The sequence below is a fragment of the Actinophytocola sediminis genome (assembly GCF_054779715.1).
Map to the genome: position 1 here is coordinate 18,971 of NZ_BAAGXS010000040.1, position 15,669 is coordinate 34,639.

General features: G+C 70.8%; 13 protein-coding genes. 7 read left to right on the forward strand and 6 right to left on the reverse strand.

What is annotated here, in order from left to right; genetic code table 11:
- Positions 1–45: 45 nt before the first annotated feature.
- Both ACYVIP_RS24360 and ACYVIP_RS24365 read right to left on the reverse strand, forming a co-directional pair.
- Positions 46–1,158, reverse strand: a complete 1,113-nt coding sequence (locus tag ACYVIP_RS24360; RefSeq protein ID WP_460400184.1) for a PLL family lectin — start codon at positions 1,156–1,158, stop codon at positions 46–48.
- 323 nt (positions 1,159–1,481) lie between these two features.
- Positions 1,482–2,807, reverse strand: coding sequence for an SGNH/GDSL hydrolase family protein (locus ACYVIP_RS24365; protein WP_460400186.1), 1,326 nt, complete (start codon positions 2,805–2,807; stop codon positions 1,482–1,484).
- 117 nt (positions 2,808–2,924) lie between these two features.
- On the opposite strand from ACYVIP_RS24365, the gene ACYVIP_RS24370 reads away from it, so the two are divergent.
- From ACYVIP_RS24370 to ACYVIP_RS24380, 3 genes are all read left to right on the forward strand, one after another.
- Positions 2,925–3,275: an MmcQ/YjbR family DNA-binding protein gene (locus ACYVIP_RS24370; RefSeq protein WP_460400188.1), complete on the forward strand. Its 351-nt coding sequence runs from the start codon at positions 2,925–2,927 to the stop codon at positions 3,273–3,275.
- 109 nt (positions 3,276–3,384) lie between these two features.
- Positions 3,385–4,578: a CaiB/BaiF CoA transferase family protein gene (locus ACYVIP_RS24375; RefSeq protein ID WP_460400190.1), complete on the forward strand. Its 1,194-nt coding sequence runs from the start codon at positions 3,385–3,387 to the stop codon at positions 4,576–4,578.
- On the forward strand, positions 4,575–5,348 hold the full coding sequence (locus ACYVIP_RS24380; protein ID WP_460400192.1) for an enoyl-CoA hydratase/isomerase family protein: 774 nt from the start codon (positions 4,575–4,577) through the stop codon (positions 5,346–5,348). The genes ACYVIP_RS24375 and ACYVIP_RS24380 overlap by 4 nt, the downstream gene beginning before the upstream one ends.
- A 22-nt stretch (positions 5,349–5,370) precedes the next feature.
- Here ACYVIP_RS24380 and ACYVIP_RS24385 read toward each other — a convergent pair whose 3' ends face one another.
- Entirely contained in the window at positions 5,371–6,144 is a 774-nt protein-coding gene (locus ACYVIP_RS24385) for an IclR family transcriptional regulator (protein ID WP_460400194.1), read from the reverse strand.
- A gap of 24 nt (positions 6,145–6,168) precedes the next feature.
- Positions 6,169–7,476, reverse strand: a complete 1,308-nt coding sequence (locus tag ACYVIP_RS24390; RefSeq protein ID WP_460400196.1) for an SLC13 family permease — start codon at positions 7,474–7,476, stop codon at positions 6,169–6,171.
- A gap of 102 nt (positions 7,477–7,578) precedes the next feature.
- On the opposite strand from ACYVIP_RS24390, the gene ACYVIP_RS24395 reads away from it, so the two are divergent.
- From ACYVIP_RS24395 to ACYVIP_RS24405, 3 genes are read left to right on the forward strand one after another with little or no spacing between them, the layout of a single operon-like run.
- Positions 7,579–8,745, forward strand: a complete 1,167-nt coding sequence (locus ACYVIP_RS24395) for a pyridoxal-phosphate-dependent aminotransferase family protein (RefSeq protein WP_460400198.1) — start codon at positions 7,579–7,581, stop codon at positions 8,743–8,745.
- Complete coding sequence (locus ACYVIP_RS24400; RefSeq protein WP_460400200.1) at positions 8,745–11,636, forward strand: FAD-binding and (Fe-S)-binding domain-containing protein; 2,892 nt, start codon at positions 8,745–8,747, stop codon at positions 11,634–11,636. Before ACYVIP_RS24395 ends, ACYVIP_RS24400 begins: the two co-directional genes overlap by 1 nt.
- A 48-nt stretch (positions 11,637–11,684) precedes the next feature.
- Positions 11,685–12,434, forward strand: coding sequence for a CPBP family intramembrane glutamic endopeptidase (locus ACYVIP_RS24405; protein ID WP_460400202.1), 750 nt, complete (start codon positions 11,685–11,687; stop codon positions 12,432–12,434).
- 5 nt (positions 12,435–12,439) lie between these two features.
- On the opposite strand, the gene ACYVIP_RS24410 is transcribed toward ACYVIP_RS24405, so the two are convergent.
- Positions 12,440–13,726, reverse strand: a complete 1,287-nt coding sequence (locus ACYVIP_RS24410; protein ID WP_460400204.1) for an SGNH/GDSL hydrolase family protein — start codon at positions 13,724–13,726, stop codon at positions 12,440–12,442.
- Between the two features lie 84 nt (positions 13,727–13,810).
- Positions 13,811–14,275 carry a DUF1707 SHOCT-like domain-containing protein gene (locus ACYVIP_RS24415; RefSeq protein ID WP_460400206.1) on the reverse strand — a complete coding sequence of 155 codons (465 nt, stop codon included), beginning with the start codon at positions 14,273–14,275 and terminating at the stop codon, positions 13,811–13,813.
- A gap of 221 nt (positions 14,276–14,496) precedes the next feature.
- Between ACYVIP_RS24415 and ACYVIP_RS24420 the strand changes: the two genes are divergently transcribed.
- A complete protein-coding gene (locus ACYVIP_RS24420; RefSeq protein WP_460400208.1) occupies positions 14,497–15,648 on the forward strand; it encodes a sugar phosphate isomerase/epimerase family protein in 1,152 nt (383 codons plus the stop codon).
- The last annotated feature ends 21 nt before the right edge of the window (positions 15,649–15,669 follow it).

Sequence of the window (15,669 nt, forward strand, 5' to 3'; positions counted from 1 at the left end):
CGGCGTGGAGGGGCCCGTGGCCCCTCCACGCCGCCCTTCAGCGGGTCAGAGCGCGTTCTGACCCGACGCGAGCCGGTCGACCCAGCCGCCGAAGGAACTCCAGCCGGACCACCCGCTGTTGGGCGCGGTCTGCCAGATGTGCCACAGCGCGCTGTCCGAACCGCTGACGAACACCTCGAGGCGGCCGTCGTTGTTCCGGTTGACGTTCAGCAGGTTGATCCAGCCACCGAGGGAGTTCCAACCGGACCAGCCGTTGTTCGGCGCGGTCTGCCAGACGTGCCACAGGGCCCCGTCCGAGCCTCGGGTGAACACCTCGAGCCGGCCGTCCTGGTTGTTGCCGACCGCGAGCCGGTCGATCCAGCCACCGAGGTGGCCCCAACCGGACCAGCCGTTGTTCGGCGCGGTCTGCCAGATGTGGTACAGCGACTGGTCACCGCCCCGGACGAACACCTCGATCCGACCGTCCTGGTTGGTCGCGGCCTCGAGGTCGTCGATCCAGCCACCGAGGTGACCCCAGCCCGACCAGCCGTTGTTCGGCGCGGTCTGCCAGATGTGGTACAGCGACTGGTCACTACCCCGGACGAACACCTCGATCCGACCGTCCTGGTTGCGCACGGCGTCGAGATCGTCGATCCAGCCACCGAGGGAGTGCCAGTTCGACCACCCGTTGTTGGGCGCGGTCTGCCAGATGTGCCACAGGGCCCCGTCCGAACCCTGGGCGAACACCTCCAGCCGACCGTCGGCGTTGTTGGTCACGGCCAGCTTGCCCACCGAACCACCGAGGTTGTGCCAGTTCGACCAGCCGTTGTTCGGCGCGGTCTGCCAGATGTGCCACAGGGCCCCGTCCGAACCGCGGACGAACACCTCCAGCCGGCCGTCGAGGTTACGGCCGACCTCGATCTGGTCGACCGAGCCGCCGAGGGATCCCCAACCGGACCAGGTGCTGTTGGGCGCGGTCTGCCAGATGTGCTCCAGGTCCTGACCAGCGCCGCGGACGAACACCTCCAGCCGGCCGACCGAGGTGTCCGGCTGGGCCGGCGCGACGGCCGGCACGGCACCAGCGGTGGTGTTGACCATGGCGAAAGAGGTGGCGAGGAAGGAGAACACCAACGCCGCGACGACTGTTCGTAGTCGCCGAGTCGATCTGTATGCGATCATTTATCCAATCCCGATTCTACGTGTCTGGAGTTTCTTCGAAGAATTTCCGCCGGCGAAAACCGATATTCTGTGCTCATCGTCAATTCCTGTTCGTCGGGCCGCTGGTACCAGTCGATGTTGCGCGCGACCACCAACTTTGGGGGCACGGGCACCGGCGCACAATCCCCGTTCCGGGTCAACGCAAACCTCTATCGAGTGAGGAATTCGTTACTGGCCCGCTGCCGCGCGCCCGAACGGGTCGCCGGCGGCGGTGTTGTGCGGGCAGCCAAAAATCCGCGGCGCCCGGTCAGTGTGACCGGGCGCCGCGGATCCTGGTCAGGATCTCAGCGGAACAGGCGGGCCGGAACGGCGTCGGCCAGCGCCTGATAACCGGTCGGGTTCAGGTGCAGGTGATCCCCGACGTCGTAGGCCGGATTGAGCTGCCCGGAGTTCGCGGGGTCCCGGGACACCCGGTCGAAGTCGATCACCTCGGCGAACTGGCCGCTCGTGCGGATCCACTCGTTGACCGTCTGCCTTGCCGCCTCACGGTGGCCAGCGGGGTCGCCGTAGTCGTGGCCGCCGAAGGGCAGCAACGTGGCGCCGTAGACCGTGATGCCCATCGCCTGTGACCGCACCACGATCTGCTCGAAGCCGGCGATCAGGTCCCGCGCCACCTGCTTCTGCGCGGCCTCGGTCGCGGGCGCGACGCCGATGTCGTTCACCCCGTGGAACACGATCAACCACCGGACCCCGCTCTGTGCCAACACATCCCGGTCCAGCCGGGCGAGCACGTTGGGGCCGAGGCCGTCGGCGAGTACCCGGTTGCCACCGGCCGCCTGGTTGAGCACGGCCACGTCGGCGGTGCGCCGGTCGGACCGCAGGCGGTCGACCAGCCGGTCGGGCCAGCGGTCGTTGCCGTTGGTCGTCGAGCCCCGGCCGTCGGTCAGCGAGTCGCCGAGCACCGCCACCGCGTCGGCGGTGTGCCGGGTCGAGACCTCGACGCCGCTCAGGAAGTACCAGTGGTCGGTCGGCGTCGCCCCCGGCAGGCGCTCGTCGGCCACGTGGTTGCCGGCGAGCAGGTGCGAGGTGGTCCGGGAGCCGGGATGGGAGGTCACGGCCGTCGACGCCTGACCGTCGGCGAGGTAGACGGTCACCGTCAGGTTCGTCGCCGGCGCCAGTGAGAAGCTCAGCGGATCGGACACCATCTGCGCGCCGACCGGGATGTCCACAGCGGACCGGCCGGCGAAGGTCACCGGCCGCGCGGTGCCCGGCTCGATCCCGTCGACCCCGGCCTGGCCGGCCGCCGGTGCGGCCACCGACACCGCGGTGATCGGCAGTACCGCGCCGCCGAACGCGTTGGAGAACCGCAGCCGCAACCGGCTGCCGCCGACCGAGACCCGCACGGTCTGGCGCAGCGTGCTGTCGGCGAGCACCACGTCCGGTCCGGTGAACGGGGGCGGGGGCATGTTGTGCGGCTCGGTCAGCTGCGGCATCGCCGTCCAGGTGTTGACCCAGTGGTCGACACGCCCGTGCTCGCGCAGTTCGACCATGGCCGGTTCGGCCGCGTCGCGCCGGTCCCCCTCGGTGCCGACCGCGTTCGACATCGTCCCCACGGCACCGGTGAGGACGACCACCGCGACCAGGATCAGGACCGATGTTCTTCTGCGCATGGCCGCATCCTCCGCTGGGTCCGCAGGATCCGAAAATTTCGGAATTTCCTCGGTAGTTTCATCAAATTAGAGGGTCCCACACCACGGGTCAAGGAATTGTCGGAGGTGTAGGCCAGAATGCCGGGCGTGAGTGTGCCTGAGAGCAAATTCCTGCGCATGGTCAACCGGCTCGCCGAGGTCGAGCAGGCGCGGACCCCGGACTACACCTCCTTCAGCGTGCGCGGCAAGCGGTTCGGCTACCACTGGCCGCGCACCAGGACCGCGGGCCTGAAGCAGACCCTGACCGAGCAGGCCGCGCTGGTCTACGAACGACCCGACGTGTTCGAGGTGCAGTTCACCGCGGGCGGCTTCGGCTGGGTGGTGGTGCACCTACCGAAAATCGACGCCGCCGAGTTAACGGAACTGCTCTACGAGGCCTGGCGGCTGTCCGCGCCGGAATCGCTCGCCGAGGAACACCCGCTCCGGTAACGCGGCCGGCGCTTGACCCTCGCCGAACCGCGATCGTATGGTCGGTGTTCCACTGTACGAACTCCGTTCCGTCTCACGGCACACGCGGACTCTCGGCGGGGGGAACACGATGACGCTCGCGCTGGAGCATCTGACGATCATCGATCTCACCCAGGTGATGGCCGGACCCTTCTGCTGCCAACTGCTCGGCGACCTCGGCGCGGACGTGATCAAGGTCGAGCCGGTCGATCGCGGCGACGCCACCCGCGAGGCGACCGGGCACCGGCTGGCCGGCGGCGAGAGCTCGGCGTTCCTCGCGGTGAACCGGAACAAGCGCGGCATCGCGATCGACCTGCGCAGCACCGCCGGGCTGGCCGCCTTCCACCGGCTGGTCGGCTCGGCCGACGTGGTGGTCGAGAGCTTCCGCCCCGGGGTCGCGGCCCGGCTGGGGGTGGACTACCCGGCGCTGCGGCGGATCAACGAGCGCGTGGTGTACGCGTCGATCTCCGGCTTCGGCCAGACCGGGCCCTACGCCGGCCGCCCCGGCTACGACCTGATCGCCCAGGCCATGTCCGGGATCATGAGCGTCACCGGCGACCCGGCGGGCGAGCCGGTCAAGAGCGGCGTGCCCGTCGCCGACCTGTCGGCCGGCCTGCTGTGCGCAGTGGGCATCCTCAGCGCCTGCCTGTCCCGCACGGTCACCGGCCGCGGCCAGGCGGTCGACACCTCGCTCTACGACGCCGCGCTCGCCATGTCGGTCTGGGAGACCGCCGAGCTGTGGGCGACCGGCAGGCCGCCCGGCCCGCTCGGGTCCGCGCACCGGGTCAGCGCGCCCTACCAGGCCTACCCGACCCGCGACGGTCATCTCACCATCGGCGCCAACAACCCCCGGCTGTGGCAGCGGTTGTGCGCGGTGCTCGACCGGCAGGACCTGCTCACCGACCCGCGCTTCGCCACGAACGACGACCGGCTCACCCACCGCGCGGACCTGGCCGCCGAACTCGGCGACACCCTGTCCACAGGGGACACCGACGACTGGGTCGACCGGCTGCTGGCGGCCGGAGTGCCGGCCGGGCCGATCCGGGACTACCAGCAGTCCTGCGCGGATCCGCACACGCTGGCCAGGGAGATGGTCGTGGACATGGACCACCCGGTGGCCGGCACCGTGCGCGCCCTGGGCATCCCGGTGAAGCTCAGCGAGACGGCCGGCACGATCCGGCGGGTGCCGCCAGGGCTCGGCGAGCACACCGACGAGCTGCTGCGCGCGGTCGGCTACTCCGCCGACGAGATCGACCACCTGCGCGACGAAGGGGCGGTGGGATGACCGAGGACCTGCACACCGACATCACCGGCGCGGTCGCCACGGTCACGGTGAACCGGCCGGGTGCCCGCAACGCGATGACCATGGCCATGTACGAGGCACTGGCCGACTTCTGCACGCTGGTCGACCAGACGCCCGAGGTGCGGGTGGCCGTGCTGCGCGGGGCCGGAGGCAAGGCGTTCATCGCCGGCACCGACATCAGCCACTTCCGCGACTTCCACGGCGCGGCCGACGGCATCGCCTACGAGAAACGGGTCGAGGCGCTGCTCGGCCGGCTCGAGCGGGTGCGCGTGCCGACGATCGCGGTCGTCGAGGGCTACGCCACCGGCGGCGGGTTGACCATCGCCGCGGCCTGCGACCTGCGGCTGTGCACGCCGGGCGCCCGGTTCGGCCTGCCGATCGCCAGAACGCTCGGCAACTGCGTCTCCATGGCGACCTACGCCAGGCTGGTCGCGCTGATCGGCGCGGCCAACACCCTGCGGCTGGTGCACCTCGCCGATCTCGTGGACGCCGCCGAGGCGCTCCACATAGGACTCGCCACCGAGGTGGTCGAGGACGCCGGCCTCGACGAGCGGCTCGCCGAGCTGTGTACCCGCCTCGCCGGGCACGCCCCGCTGACCATGCTGGCCACCAGGACCGCGCTGCGCAGGCTGCGGGAACAGGCGCTGCCGCCGGACGAGGACCTCATCGCGATGTGTTACGGCAGCGCCGACTTCGCCGAGGGAGTGGCCGCGTTCCTCGACAAGCGCCCGCCTCGCTGGCAGGGCCGGTGAGGCGGCGATGGCGGCGGCCAGGTCAGCTCCCGGCAGGCGGCGGCCGGTAGCCAAGGGTCGCGCTGACCCGGTTGGCGGCCTCGGTCACCAGCACGCCGTAGGTCTCCCGCAGGTCCGCCGGCATCCGGCTGCCGGGCGCGGACACCGACAGGCTGGCCGAGACCAGCCCTTCGTGGTCGAAGATCGGCGACGCGACGGCCGTGACGTCCGCCCGCCACTCCCCCACGTTGGTCGCGAAACCCCGGCCGCGCACGCGATCCAGCTCGGCGAGGAACTCCTCCCAGTCCACAATGGTCCGATCGGTGTGCCGCGCGAGCCGGTCGCCGACGATCGCCCGCACCTCCGTCGGCGAGCGGTGGGCGAGCATCGCCTTGCCGTTGGACGAGCCGTGCAGCGGCACCGCGCTGCCCAGCGGGATGACCGCGCGGATCGGGTGCTCGGTCTCGAGCCGCTCGATCAGCACCGCCCGGTTCTCCTGCAGCACCATCAGGTGCGCGGTCTCCCCGGTCTCCCGGCGCAGCTCACGCATCATCGGCAGCGCGGCGTCGCGCACGCCGATGTCGGCGATGGCCCGCTGCCCGATGTGCAGCGCCCTGGTGGTGAGCACCCAGCGCGTGGTCTCCGTGCCGTCCGGGCAGATCCAGCCGGCCGTCCACAGTGTCTGGAGGGCGCGCTGCACCGTGCTCTTGGGCATCACCAGCTTCCTGGACAGCTCACCGACGCCGGCCGGCTGGGCGTAGGCGACCTCCTCGAGCACCCGGAAGGCGGCGAGCACGGTGCGCATTCCCTCACTCATTCCGGCAGTGTAGGCAGCATCGGGTCACAGCCAGCCCGGCAGGACGAAGATCATCCAGGACAGCACCGGGGCGACCACGATCATGCTCAGGCCCCAGATCATCAGGCCGCGGAACACCCGGTCCCGGACGGCCTCCGGACTGCTGGCCACGGTCAGCGCGCCGCTGGTGGAGAACGGCGAGGAGTCCACGACCGAGGACGAGATCGCCAGTGCCACGATCAGCCCGACCGCGCCGACCTGACCGGTGAGCAGGAACGGCACGGCCAGCGGGATGAGCGCGCCGAGGATGCCGGTGGTGGACGCGAACGCGGACACCGCGGCGCCGATCAGGCAGATGACGAACGCGGCCAGCAGTGGCACGCCGATGTTCGCGACGCTGTCGCCGAGCATGTCGATGGTGCCCTGCCGTTCCATCAGCGCCACGTAGGTCACGATGCCGCAGATCAGCAACACGGTCGGCCAGGCGATCGCGGCGACGCCCGCCTTGGTGTCCTTCGGGAACAGCACGCAGATCACGGTCGCGATGCTCAGCGAGAGCAGCCCGACGTCGATGTCGAACCCGAGGGTCACCACCACCAGCACGACCAGCCCGACAAGAGTCACGACGCGCTGGGGGTTGAGCGTGGTGACCTCGGTCAGGGTGTCGGTCCTGGTCGCGGTGGCCGCGCCGCCGGCGGTGGCCGGCGCGGGCTCCGGTGCGGTGCCCGATATTTCCTCGACCCGCCGGTTGAGCAGTTCCCGGCCGCCGAAGAGCACGAACACAGCGATGCTGAGCACCAGGTTGAACAGGAACGAGCCGAGCCACAACAGCAGCGGATTTCCCGGCAGTTCGCTGCGCTCGACGACCCCGTTGGTGATCACGCCGAACACGCCGATCGGCGAGAACCCACCGGCACTGCCACCGTTGATGATCAGCAGGCCCATCAGCATCGGGTTGATCTGATGGCGCACCGCGAAGGTCATGCCCACCGGGGCCATGATCGCGACCGCGCCGGGCACCACCGCGCCCACCGAGGTGAGCAACGCGGTGACCGCGAACATCACCCAGGGAATCAGCGCGATGCGGCCTCGTACCGCACGGACGCCCATCTGGATGAGCCAGTCGACGGTGCCGTTGGCCTTGGCCAGGCCGAACAGCAGGGTGACCCCCACCAGCACGACGAACAGGTCGCCGGGGAATCCGGAGAACAGCTCGTCCTCGGACTCACCGAAAACGATGGTGCCGACACCGAAGGCGCCCAGGAATGCGACCGCCCCCATATTCACGGAGCGCACCGTGGCCAGCAGTACGATAAGCACCAACACGATTATCGAAACTATTTGTCCGGTCATAGGGAACTCCCCGAGGCGACGGCGGCTCGCGAGAACGGAACGTAGTATGACCTGAATCACAAACGTTAGTCAACAGTTCCCCATAACCGACAGGAGTTGGCGATGCCATACCCGGCCGGACGGCATTTCCTGCAAATTCCCGGTCCGACGAACGTGCCGGACCGGGTGCTGCGCGCGATTTCCGCCCCCACGATCGACCACCGAGGAGCGGAGTTCGCCGCCAGCACCCGCGACGTGCTGGCCGCGCTCGCACCCGTCTTCGGCACCACCGGGCCGGTGGTCGGCTACCCGTCCTCGGGCACCGGGGCGTGGGAGGCCGCACTGGTGAACACCCTGAGCCCCGGCGACCGGGTGCTCGCCTACGAGACCGGCCACTTCGCCACCCTCTGGCGCGAACTCGCGCTCGGCCTCGGCCTCCAGGTCGACTTCCTGCCGGGTGACTGGCGGCACGGGGCCGACCCGGTGGCCATCGGCGAGCGGCTGGCACGGGACACCGCGCACGACATCCGCGCGGTCTGCGTGGTACACAACGAAACCTCCACCGGCGTGACCAGCCAGATCGCCGACATCCGGCGGGCGATCGACGACGTCGGCCACCCGGCGCTGCTGCTCGTGGACACCGTCTCCTCGCTCGGCTCGATCGACTACCGGCACGACGAGTGGGGCGTGGACGTCACGATCTCCTGTTCGCAGAAGGGGTTGATGCTGCCGCCGGGCCTGGGCTTCAACGCGGTCAGCCAGAAGGCCCTGCGGGCAACCGAACACGCCACCCTCCCCCGGTCCTACTGGGACTGGCGGCCGATCCTGGCCGCCAACGAGCGCGGCTTCTTCCCCTACACCCCACCGACGAACCTGCTCTACGGACTGCGCGAGGCGTTGGCCATGCTCAACGAGGAAGGCTTGGACCAGGTGTATGCCCGCCACCAGCGCCACGCGCGGGCCACCAGGGCGGCGGTCCTCGGCTGGGGCCTTGAGGTGCTCTGCCTGGACGAGCACGCGCACTCGGCGTCACTGACCGCCGTGCTGGTGCCGGCCGGCACGGACGCGGACGCGATCCGCGCGCTCATCCTCGACCGGTTCAACCTCTCCCTGGGCACGGGCCTTGGCCGGCTGGCCGGCCGGGTCTTCCGCATCGGCCATCTCGGCCACCTCAACGACGTCTCGCTGGCCGGCACCCTCGCCGGGGTGCAGCTCGGCCTGGAACTGGCCGGCGTGCCGGTCGACCAGAGCGGGATCACCGCCGCGCTGCGCGTGCTGGCGGCCGGGTGATGCGCGACCTCGAACACCGGCTGCGCACCGACCTGGCGGGCGAGGTCGCGTTCGACGACTACACCCGCCAGCTCTACGCCAGGGACGCCAGCATGTACGCGATCACCCCGCTGGGCGTGGCGTTCCCGCGCGACGCCGACGACGTCGCCGCGGCCGTCGCCGCCGCGCGCGCGCACGACGTGCCCGTGGTCGCGCGCGGCGCCGGCACGAGCCTGGCCGGGCAGACGGTCGGCCCTGGCCTGGTGCTCGACCTGTCCCGGCACCTGAACCGCATCCGCGTGCTCGACGGGGAGGCCAGGGTGGCCCTGGTCGAGCCGGGCGTGGTCCAGGACCAGCTCAACCGGGCCGCCGCCGCGCACGGCCTGATGTTCGGGCCGGACACCTCCACCAGCAACCGGGCCACCATCGGCGGCATGATCGGCAACAACTCCGCCGGCAGCGGTTCGGTGCGCTACGGGATGACCATCGACCACGTCCGCGAGCTCGACGTCGTGCTGTCCGACGCCTCGCGGACCACCCTCGGCGCCACTGAACCGTCCACATCGGACACCCTGGCCGGACGGATTCCCGAGCAGTTGCGGCGCATCCTGGAGACCGACCGCGACGCCATCGACACCGGGTTCCCCCGGTTCTGGCGCCGGGCCGGCGGCTACCGGCTCGACCGGCTGGCCGGCGACTTCGACCTCGCGAAGTTCGTCGTCGGCTCGGAGGGCACGCTGGTGGTGGCGACCAGCGCGCTGGTCGACCTGGTCGACCGGCCGAGGCACACGGTCATCGCGGTCGGCCACTTCACCTCGACCCAGGCGGCGATCGCGGCCACCGAGGACGCGCTGGCCTGCGACCCCGCCGCGGTCGAGCTGATGGACCGGACCATCCTGGACCTGTCCCGCGAGCGGATCGAGTACGCCGCGCTGGGCACGATCCTGCACGGCGACCCGGACGCGCTGCTGTTCGTCAGCTTCACCGGCGACGACCAGCCGGCGCTGACCGGCCAGCTTGACCGGCTGACCTCGTTGTGGCGCAAGCACAACCACGGCTACCACACGCTGGCCGCGGTCACCGGACAGCAGCAGAGCGCGCTGCTGAAGGTGCGCAAGTCCGGCCTCGGGCTGCTGATGGCGGCCAGCGTCGGCGCCCGCAGGCCGCTGGCGTTCGTCGAGGACACCGCGGTCGACCCGGCGCACCTGCCCGAGTACACCGCGCGGTTCGCCGAGATCCTGGCGCGGCACGGCCTACGGGCGGGCTTCTACGGGCACTGCTCGGTCGGCTGCCTGCATGTGCGGCCGTTCGTCGACCTGACCGAACCCGGCGGCGTGGCCACGATGCGCGCGGTCGCCGAGGAGATCCGGGACCTGGTCGGGGAATACGGCGGGGTCAACTCGAGCGAGCACGGCGACGGCCTGGCCCGCAGCGAGTTCAACCGGACGCTGTTCGGCGACGAGCTGTACGAGGCGATGCGCCGGGTGAAACGGCTGTTCGACCCGGACAACACGCTGAACCCCGGCAAGATCGTCGACGCGCCGGCGATGACCGACAACCTGCGCGACCCCGCGCTGCCGCCGGCGCGCCCGATCACCACCCGGCTCACGTTCGAGGTGGTCGGCGGGATGCGCGGCGCGGCCGACCGGTGCATGAACATCGGGCTGTGCCGCAAGGAGGGCGCCGGCGCCATGTGTCCGTCCTATATGGCCACTAGGCGGGAGGAGGACAGCACCCGCGGCCGGGCCAACGCGTTGGTGCACGCACTGTCCCAACCGGACCCGAAGACCGCGCTCGGCGACGAGCGGCTGCACGAGGTGCTCGACCTGTGCCTGATGTGCAAGGCGTGCAAGAGCGAGTGCCCGCTCGGCGTCGACATGGCCAAGCTCAAGAGCGAGACCCTCGCCCACCACCACGACCTGCACGGCGTGCCGGCGCGGTCGCGGGTCTTCGCCGGCATCCGCGCGCTGAACCGGCTCGGGTCGGCCACCGCGCCGCTGTCGAACCTGCCCAACCGGCTGGCTCCGGTGCGCGCGCTGCTGGAACGCCGGCTCGGCATCACCGCGCGGCGCCCGCTACCGCGTTTCGTGCGGCGCAACCTCGCCGCCTGGTTCCGCCGGCACCGGCCGGCCCGACCGGACGCGCCGCGTGGTCCGGTGACCATGCTCGCCGACTCGTTCACCACCTACACCGAGCCCGGTGTCGGCCAGGCGACCGTCGAGCTGCTCGAACGCGCCGGCTACCGGGTCCGGCTCGCCGCGAACGGGTGTTGCGGGCGGGCGAGCCTGTCCAAGGGACTGCTGGACGACGCCCGGCGCAAGGCAGCCGCGCTGGTGACCGTGCTGGCCGGGTCCGAATCGCCGATCGTGGGCTGCGAACCGTCGTGCCTGCTGACCCTGCGCGACGAGACGCGGTCGCTGCTGGGCGACCATCCGCACGCCGGCCAGGTCGCCGACCGGGTGCGACAGGTCGAGGAGCTGCTCACCGAGGCCATCGACGCCGGCGACCTGCGGCTGGCCGAGGACTCGCCGGTGGCCGGGCGGCGGATCCTGTTCCACGGCCACTGCCATCAGAAGGCCGACGTCGGCACGGCCGCGACGATGGCGTTGCTGCGCCGGATTCCCGGCGCGGAGGTCGTCGAGCTGGATGCCGGCTGCTGCGGCATGGCCGGCTCGTTCGGGTTCGAGGCCGAACACTACGAGGTGTCCATGACCGTCGGCGAGGACCGGCTGTTCCCCGCCGTGCGCGCGGAACCGGCCGGCACGCTCATCGCCGCCACCGGGGTCTCCTGCCGCCAGCAGATCGGGCACGGCACCAGCCGCCACGCCCACCATCCGGTGGAGTTGGTGCTCGCCGCGACCGGCGACCCACGGTCTACCGTGGACTTCGCCGACGTTGATCACCGACGGTAACCGACCCGCACAGGATTTCCTCAGGTTCGCCAGGCACACTGGTGGCCGATGACGTCCATGCTCGAGCGGCCACCTGTGCCATCGACGGTCACCCACAGGCCCGGCAGGCGGGTCCCCGCGACCATCGCCGCGCTGGCGCTGCTGGTGGCCGCCACCGTGCTGGTCAACTTCGTGCTCCCGACCTGGGCCTATCCGGTGTGTGGGCTGGTGGTCACCGTGGGGTTGATCGCGGTGGCGCGCTGGACGGGGTTGCGGGCGCGATGCATCGGGTTCGACCGCCAGCACCTGCGCCGCGCGGCGTTCTTCGGCCTGGTCGGCCTCGCCGCGATCGCGGTGGCCTTCGGCGTGGCCGTCGCCGTGCCGGCGCTGCGGGACCTGTTCGGCGACGGCCGGCTGGACACGCTGGGCGTCGGCTCGTTGCTGTGGGTGACGCTGATCCGGATCCCGCTGGGCACCGTGCTGCTGGAGGAGATCGCGTTCCGGGGCGTGCTGCCGGCGCTGCTCGGTGCGAGTGACCGGTGGCGGTGGCGCCCGATCCTGGTCGCGGCCGCCCTGTTCGGGCTGTGGCACGCGCTGCCGTCGCTGGCGCTGATGGAGAACGCGGCCATCGACTCCGCGCTCGGCGGAGTGCCGACCTTCGTGGTGTCCGTGCTCGCGATGCTGGGGGCCGCGCTGGCCGGGGTGCTGTTGCACTGGTGGCGGCACACCGGACGCGGGCTGCTCGCGCCGATGCTCGTGCACCTGGCGACCAACTCCGGTGGCGTGCTCGTCGCGTGGTGGTTGCTGACCAGCGGCTGAGTCCCTCAGCGGAACAGGCGCGGCGGTACGGCCGCCGCCATCGCCGCCATGCCGGCGTCGTTGGGGTGCAGGTGGTCGCCGCTGTCGTAGGCGGCGAGCAGTCGTCGCGGGTCGGCGGGATCGCGCAGGGCGGCGTCGAAGTCGATGACCGAGTCGTACTCGCCGCTCGTCCGGATCCAGGTGTTCACGGCCTGGCGTTTGGCCTCGTTCTCCTTGGTGTAGAAGCCGAGCGTGTCGTCCTTGAACGGCAGGATCGTGCCGCCGTGGATCTCCAGCCCGGCCGCGTGCGCGCGGACGACGAGCTGGCGATGGGCGGCGATGAGCTCGGCCGCGGTCACCGTCTCGCTCGGCGGGGCGGTGGTGCCGGGGTGGCCGAGGTCGTTCACCCCGAGCAGCACCACGACGTCCTCGACGCCCGGCTGGGCCAGCACGTCCCGGTCGAACCGGCGCAGGGCGCCGTGGCCGAAGAAGGCGGCGAAGTTCTCCGCGTCGGTGCCCGGCGGCGGGTTCGGGTCGTGCAGCAGGCGGTTGCCCGCGACGCCGAGGTTGAGCACGCCGGTGTCCCGCAGCCGGTTGGCCAGCAGGTCCGGCCAGCGGTGGTTGGCGTTGAGGTCGGTCTCGAAGCCGTTGGTGATGGAGTCGCCCAGGGCGACGACCGCGCCGGTGTCCCCGGTCGTGCGCACGCTGATCGCGGACAGGAAGTACCAGGCGGTGATGGTGCTGGTCGCGGTGACCGTGCGGTCGGCGGTGACGTTGCCGGCGGCGAGCACGTTCTCCTGGTAGGCGAAGTTGTGCAGGCTGGTGACCGGGGTCGGGTCGGGAACGTAGATGCTGACCACCAGGTCGGCGCGGGCCGGGATGGCGAGCCGTACCGGGTCGCTGACCAGCGGGGCGCCCGCCGGGACGGTCGCGCTCCGATGCCGGCCGAAGGTGACCGCGCGGTCGGTGGCCGGGACGATGTCGGTGCCCGTGGCCCCCGCGCGCCGGGCGAGGCGCACCTCCCCGATCCGCAGCGGGGTCGTGCCGAACTCGTTGGTGAGCCGTAGCCGCAGCGCGTCGCCGCCGACGCTGGTGTGCACGACCTGGCGGACGGTCTCGTCGACCATCGTCGGCGTGGCGGTCGCCGGCGTCTCGGTCGGCACGTTCGCCCAGGTCCCAACCCAGGCCGAACTCCCGGCCGGACGCCCAGCGGGCCCAGTGGCCGCGCCGGTAACCAACCACGCACCGACCAGTACCACGGTGACCAGCAACGCGGCCAACACCTGACCGGCGCGAGCGGGAGTCGATGACATGAGGCCTCCTGGACCGGCTACGTCAGGCGCGAACCGCGGGTCGGGAGTGTTGGACTCGCGGAGTTGCTGCGGTCGGTGGGGTGGTCAGGTGGAGGGTTTCTTCTTCGCGGCGTCGGCGGCGGCGCCGCAGATGATCACCGCGGCGCCTACCGGGATGAACAGCCACCACATGCCGGCGAGGATGGTCAGCACGAGCGCGGTCGGCATGCCGATGATCAGGCTCAGGCCGGCGATGGCCTCCAGGGCCACCACGCCGGGGGTCTTGGCCGCCAGTTCCGCCTTGCCGCGGGGATTGGTGACCAGTTGGCCTGCCTTGCGCACCAGCTGGGTCGGTGAGGTGGCCGAGCTGAGATCGGGATGCGGCGCCGGTAAGTCGGTGAACAACGCCTCCAACTCGCCCCGGGTGCGGGCGGCCACGGCTCGCGTGCACCGCTCCTCGTACTCCGGGAGTTCGAGCCGGCCGGTGGACAGGTGCTCGCCGAGGGTCGAGACCGCCTCGTCACGTTCAGTGTTGCTGATCCGGATGTCGGCCTCGCCCGCCTGCGCCATGGGGCAGATTGTATGGCCACAGACGGGTTCTGGAGCCCACGAGATCTCTTTTGTTGTTGATCAACAAAAGTGTGTTCAGTTTGCGAGAAAGCGTGCGATACTCCTGACCGAAGTCTTCACACAGCTGTCACAAACAGCCAACACCAACCCTCCTCCCTCCCAGCCTGCCCATCGGACAGGCGGTCGCGGCGTGCGCCGCGCAAGAAAGGTGCGGAAACCCCATGGCAGACAACAGCGAAGACAACAGAGACGACGTCCAGGACAGACCCGCCGGGATGACCAGGCGCGACGTCTTCAAGGCCTCCGCGAGCGCCGCGGCCATGCTCGGCGCGGCCGGCTTACCGGTGCTGACCACCGCGACCCCGGCCCTGGCCGCCGGTGGACACGGCGACGGACACGGCGGCGGGCACGGCGGGCGCGGCCTGCGCGTCGAACCGCTGATCCCCCACCGCAACCGGGGCATCATCCTCTACAGCGTGCGCGACCGGATCACCGCCGCGCCCGACGACAGCGGGGTGCCGTACGGGTTCGAGCGCGTGCTCGCCCGGCTGGCCGAGATCGGCTACCAGGAGATCGAGTTCGCCGGCTACACCCAGCACACCTCGATCCTCGGCCGCCAGATCACCCCCCGCGAGATCCGCAAGATCCTCGACGACAACGGGTTGGTCGCCAACGGCACGCACACCCAGATCAACCCGGACACCTTCGAACAGCAGCTGGACATCGCGCAGGAGCTCGGCATGCGCAACATCGGCACCGGCTCCGACCCGACCAACAGCTCCTACCGCGCCGACTGGGACGCCGCCGCCGACACCTGGAACGACCTCGGCCGCCGCGCGCGGTCTCGCGGGCTGCGCCTGTACACCCACAACCACGACGTCGCCTACAGCTTCCTGCTCGACGCCGGCCCGACCGACGCCGACGGCCGGCCGACCCGCTCGTCGGGGACCCGGCGGCTGGAGTACTTCTTCGACCAGACCGACCCCCGGTACGTGTTCTTCGAGATGGACGTGTTCTGGGCCTACGTCGCCCGGTTCAAGCACCAGACCTACACCGACCGGCACGGTCGGCAGCGAACCGACCTGTTCGACCCGATCCTGACCGTCGCCCCGCGCACCACCCGGTTCCCGCTGTTCCACGCCAAGGACGGCAACAAGAACCCGGCCGTGCCCAACGGCCACGACATGGTCCCCCTCGGCGTCGGCGACCTCAACTTCCAGCAGTTCTTCCAGACCATCGGCGAGCAGGACTTCCACCACGCCAACTGGGAGCAGGACAACGCCCCCGGCGGCACCGCCGTTCCCGGCCAGTCACTGGACTTCGCCGCGCAGAGCTACACCTCCATGTCCGAGCTGACCATCTACCGACGCTGATCAGCGATCCGCCGGACCCCC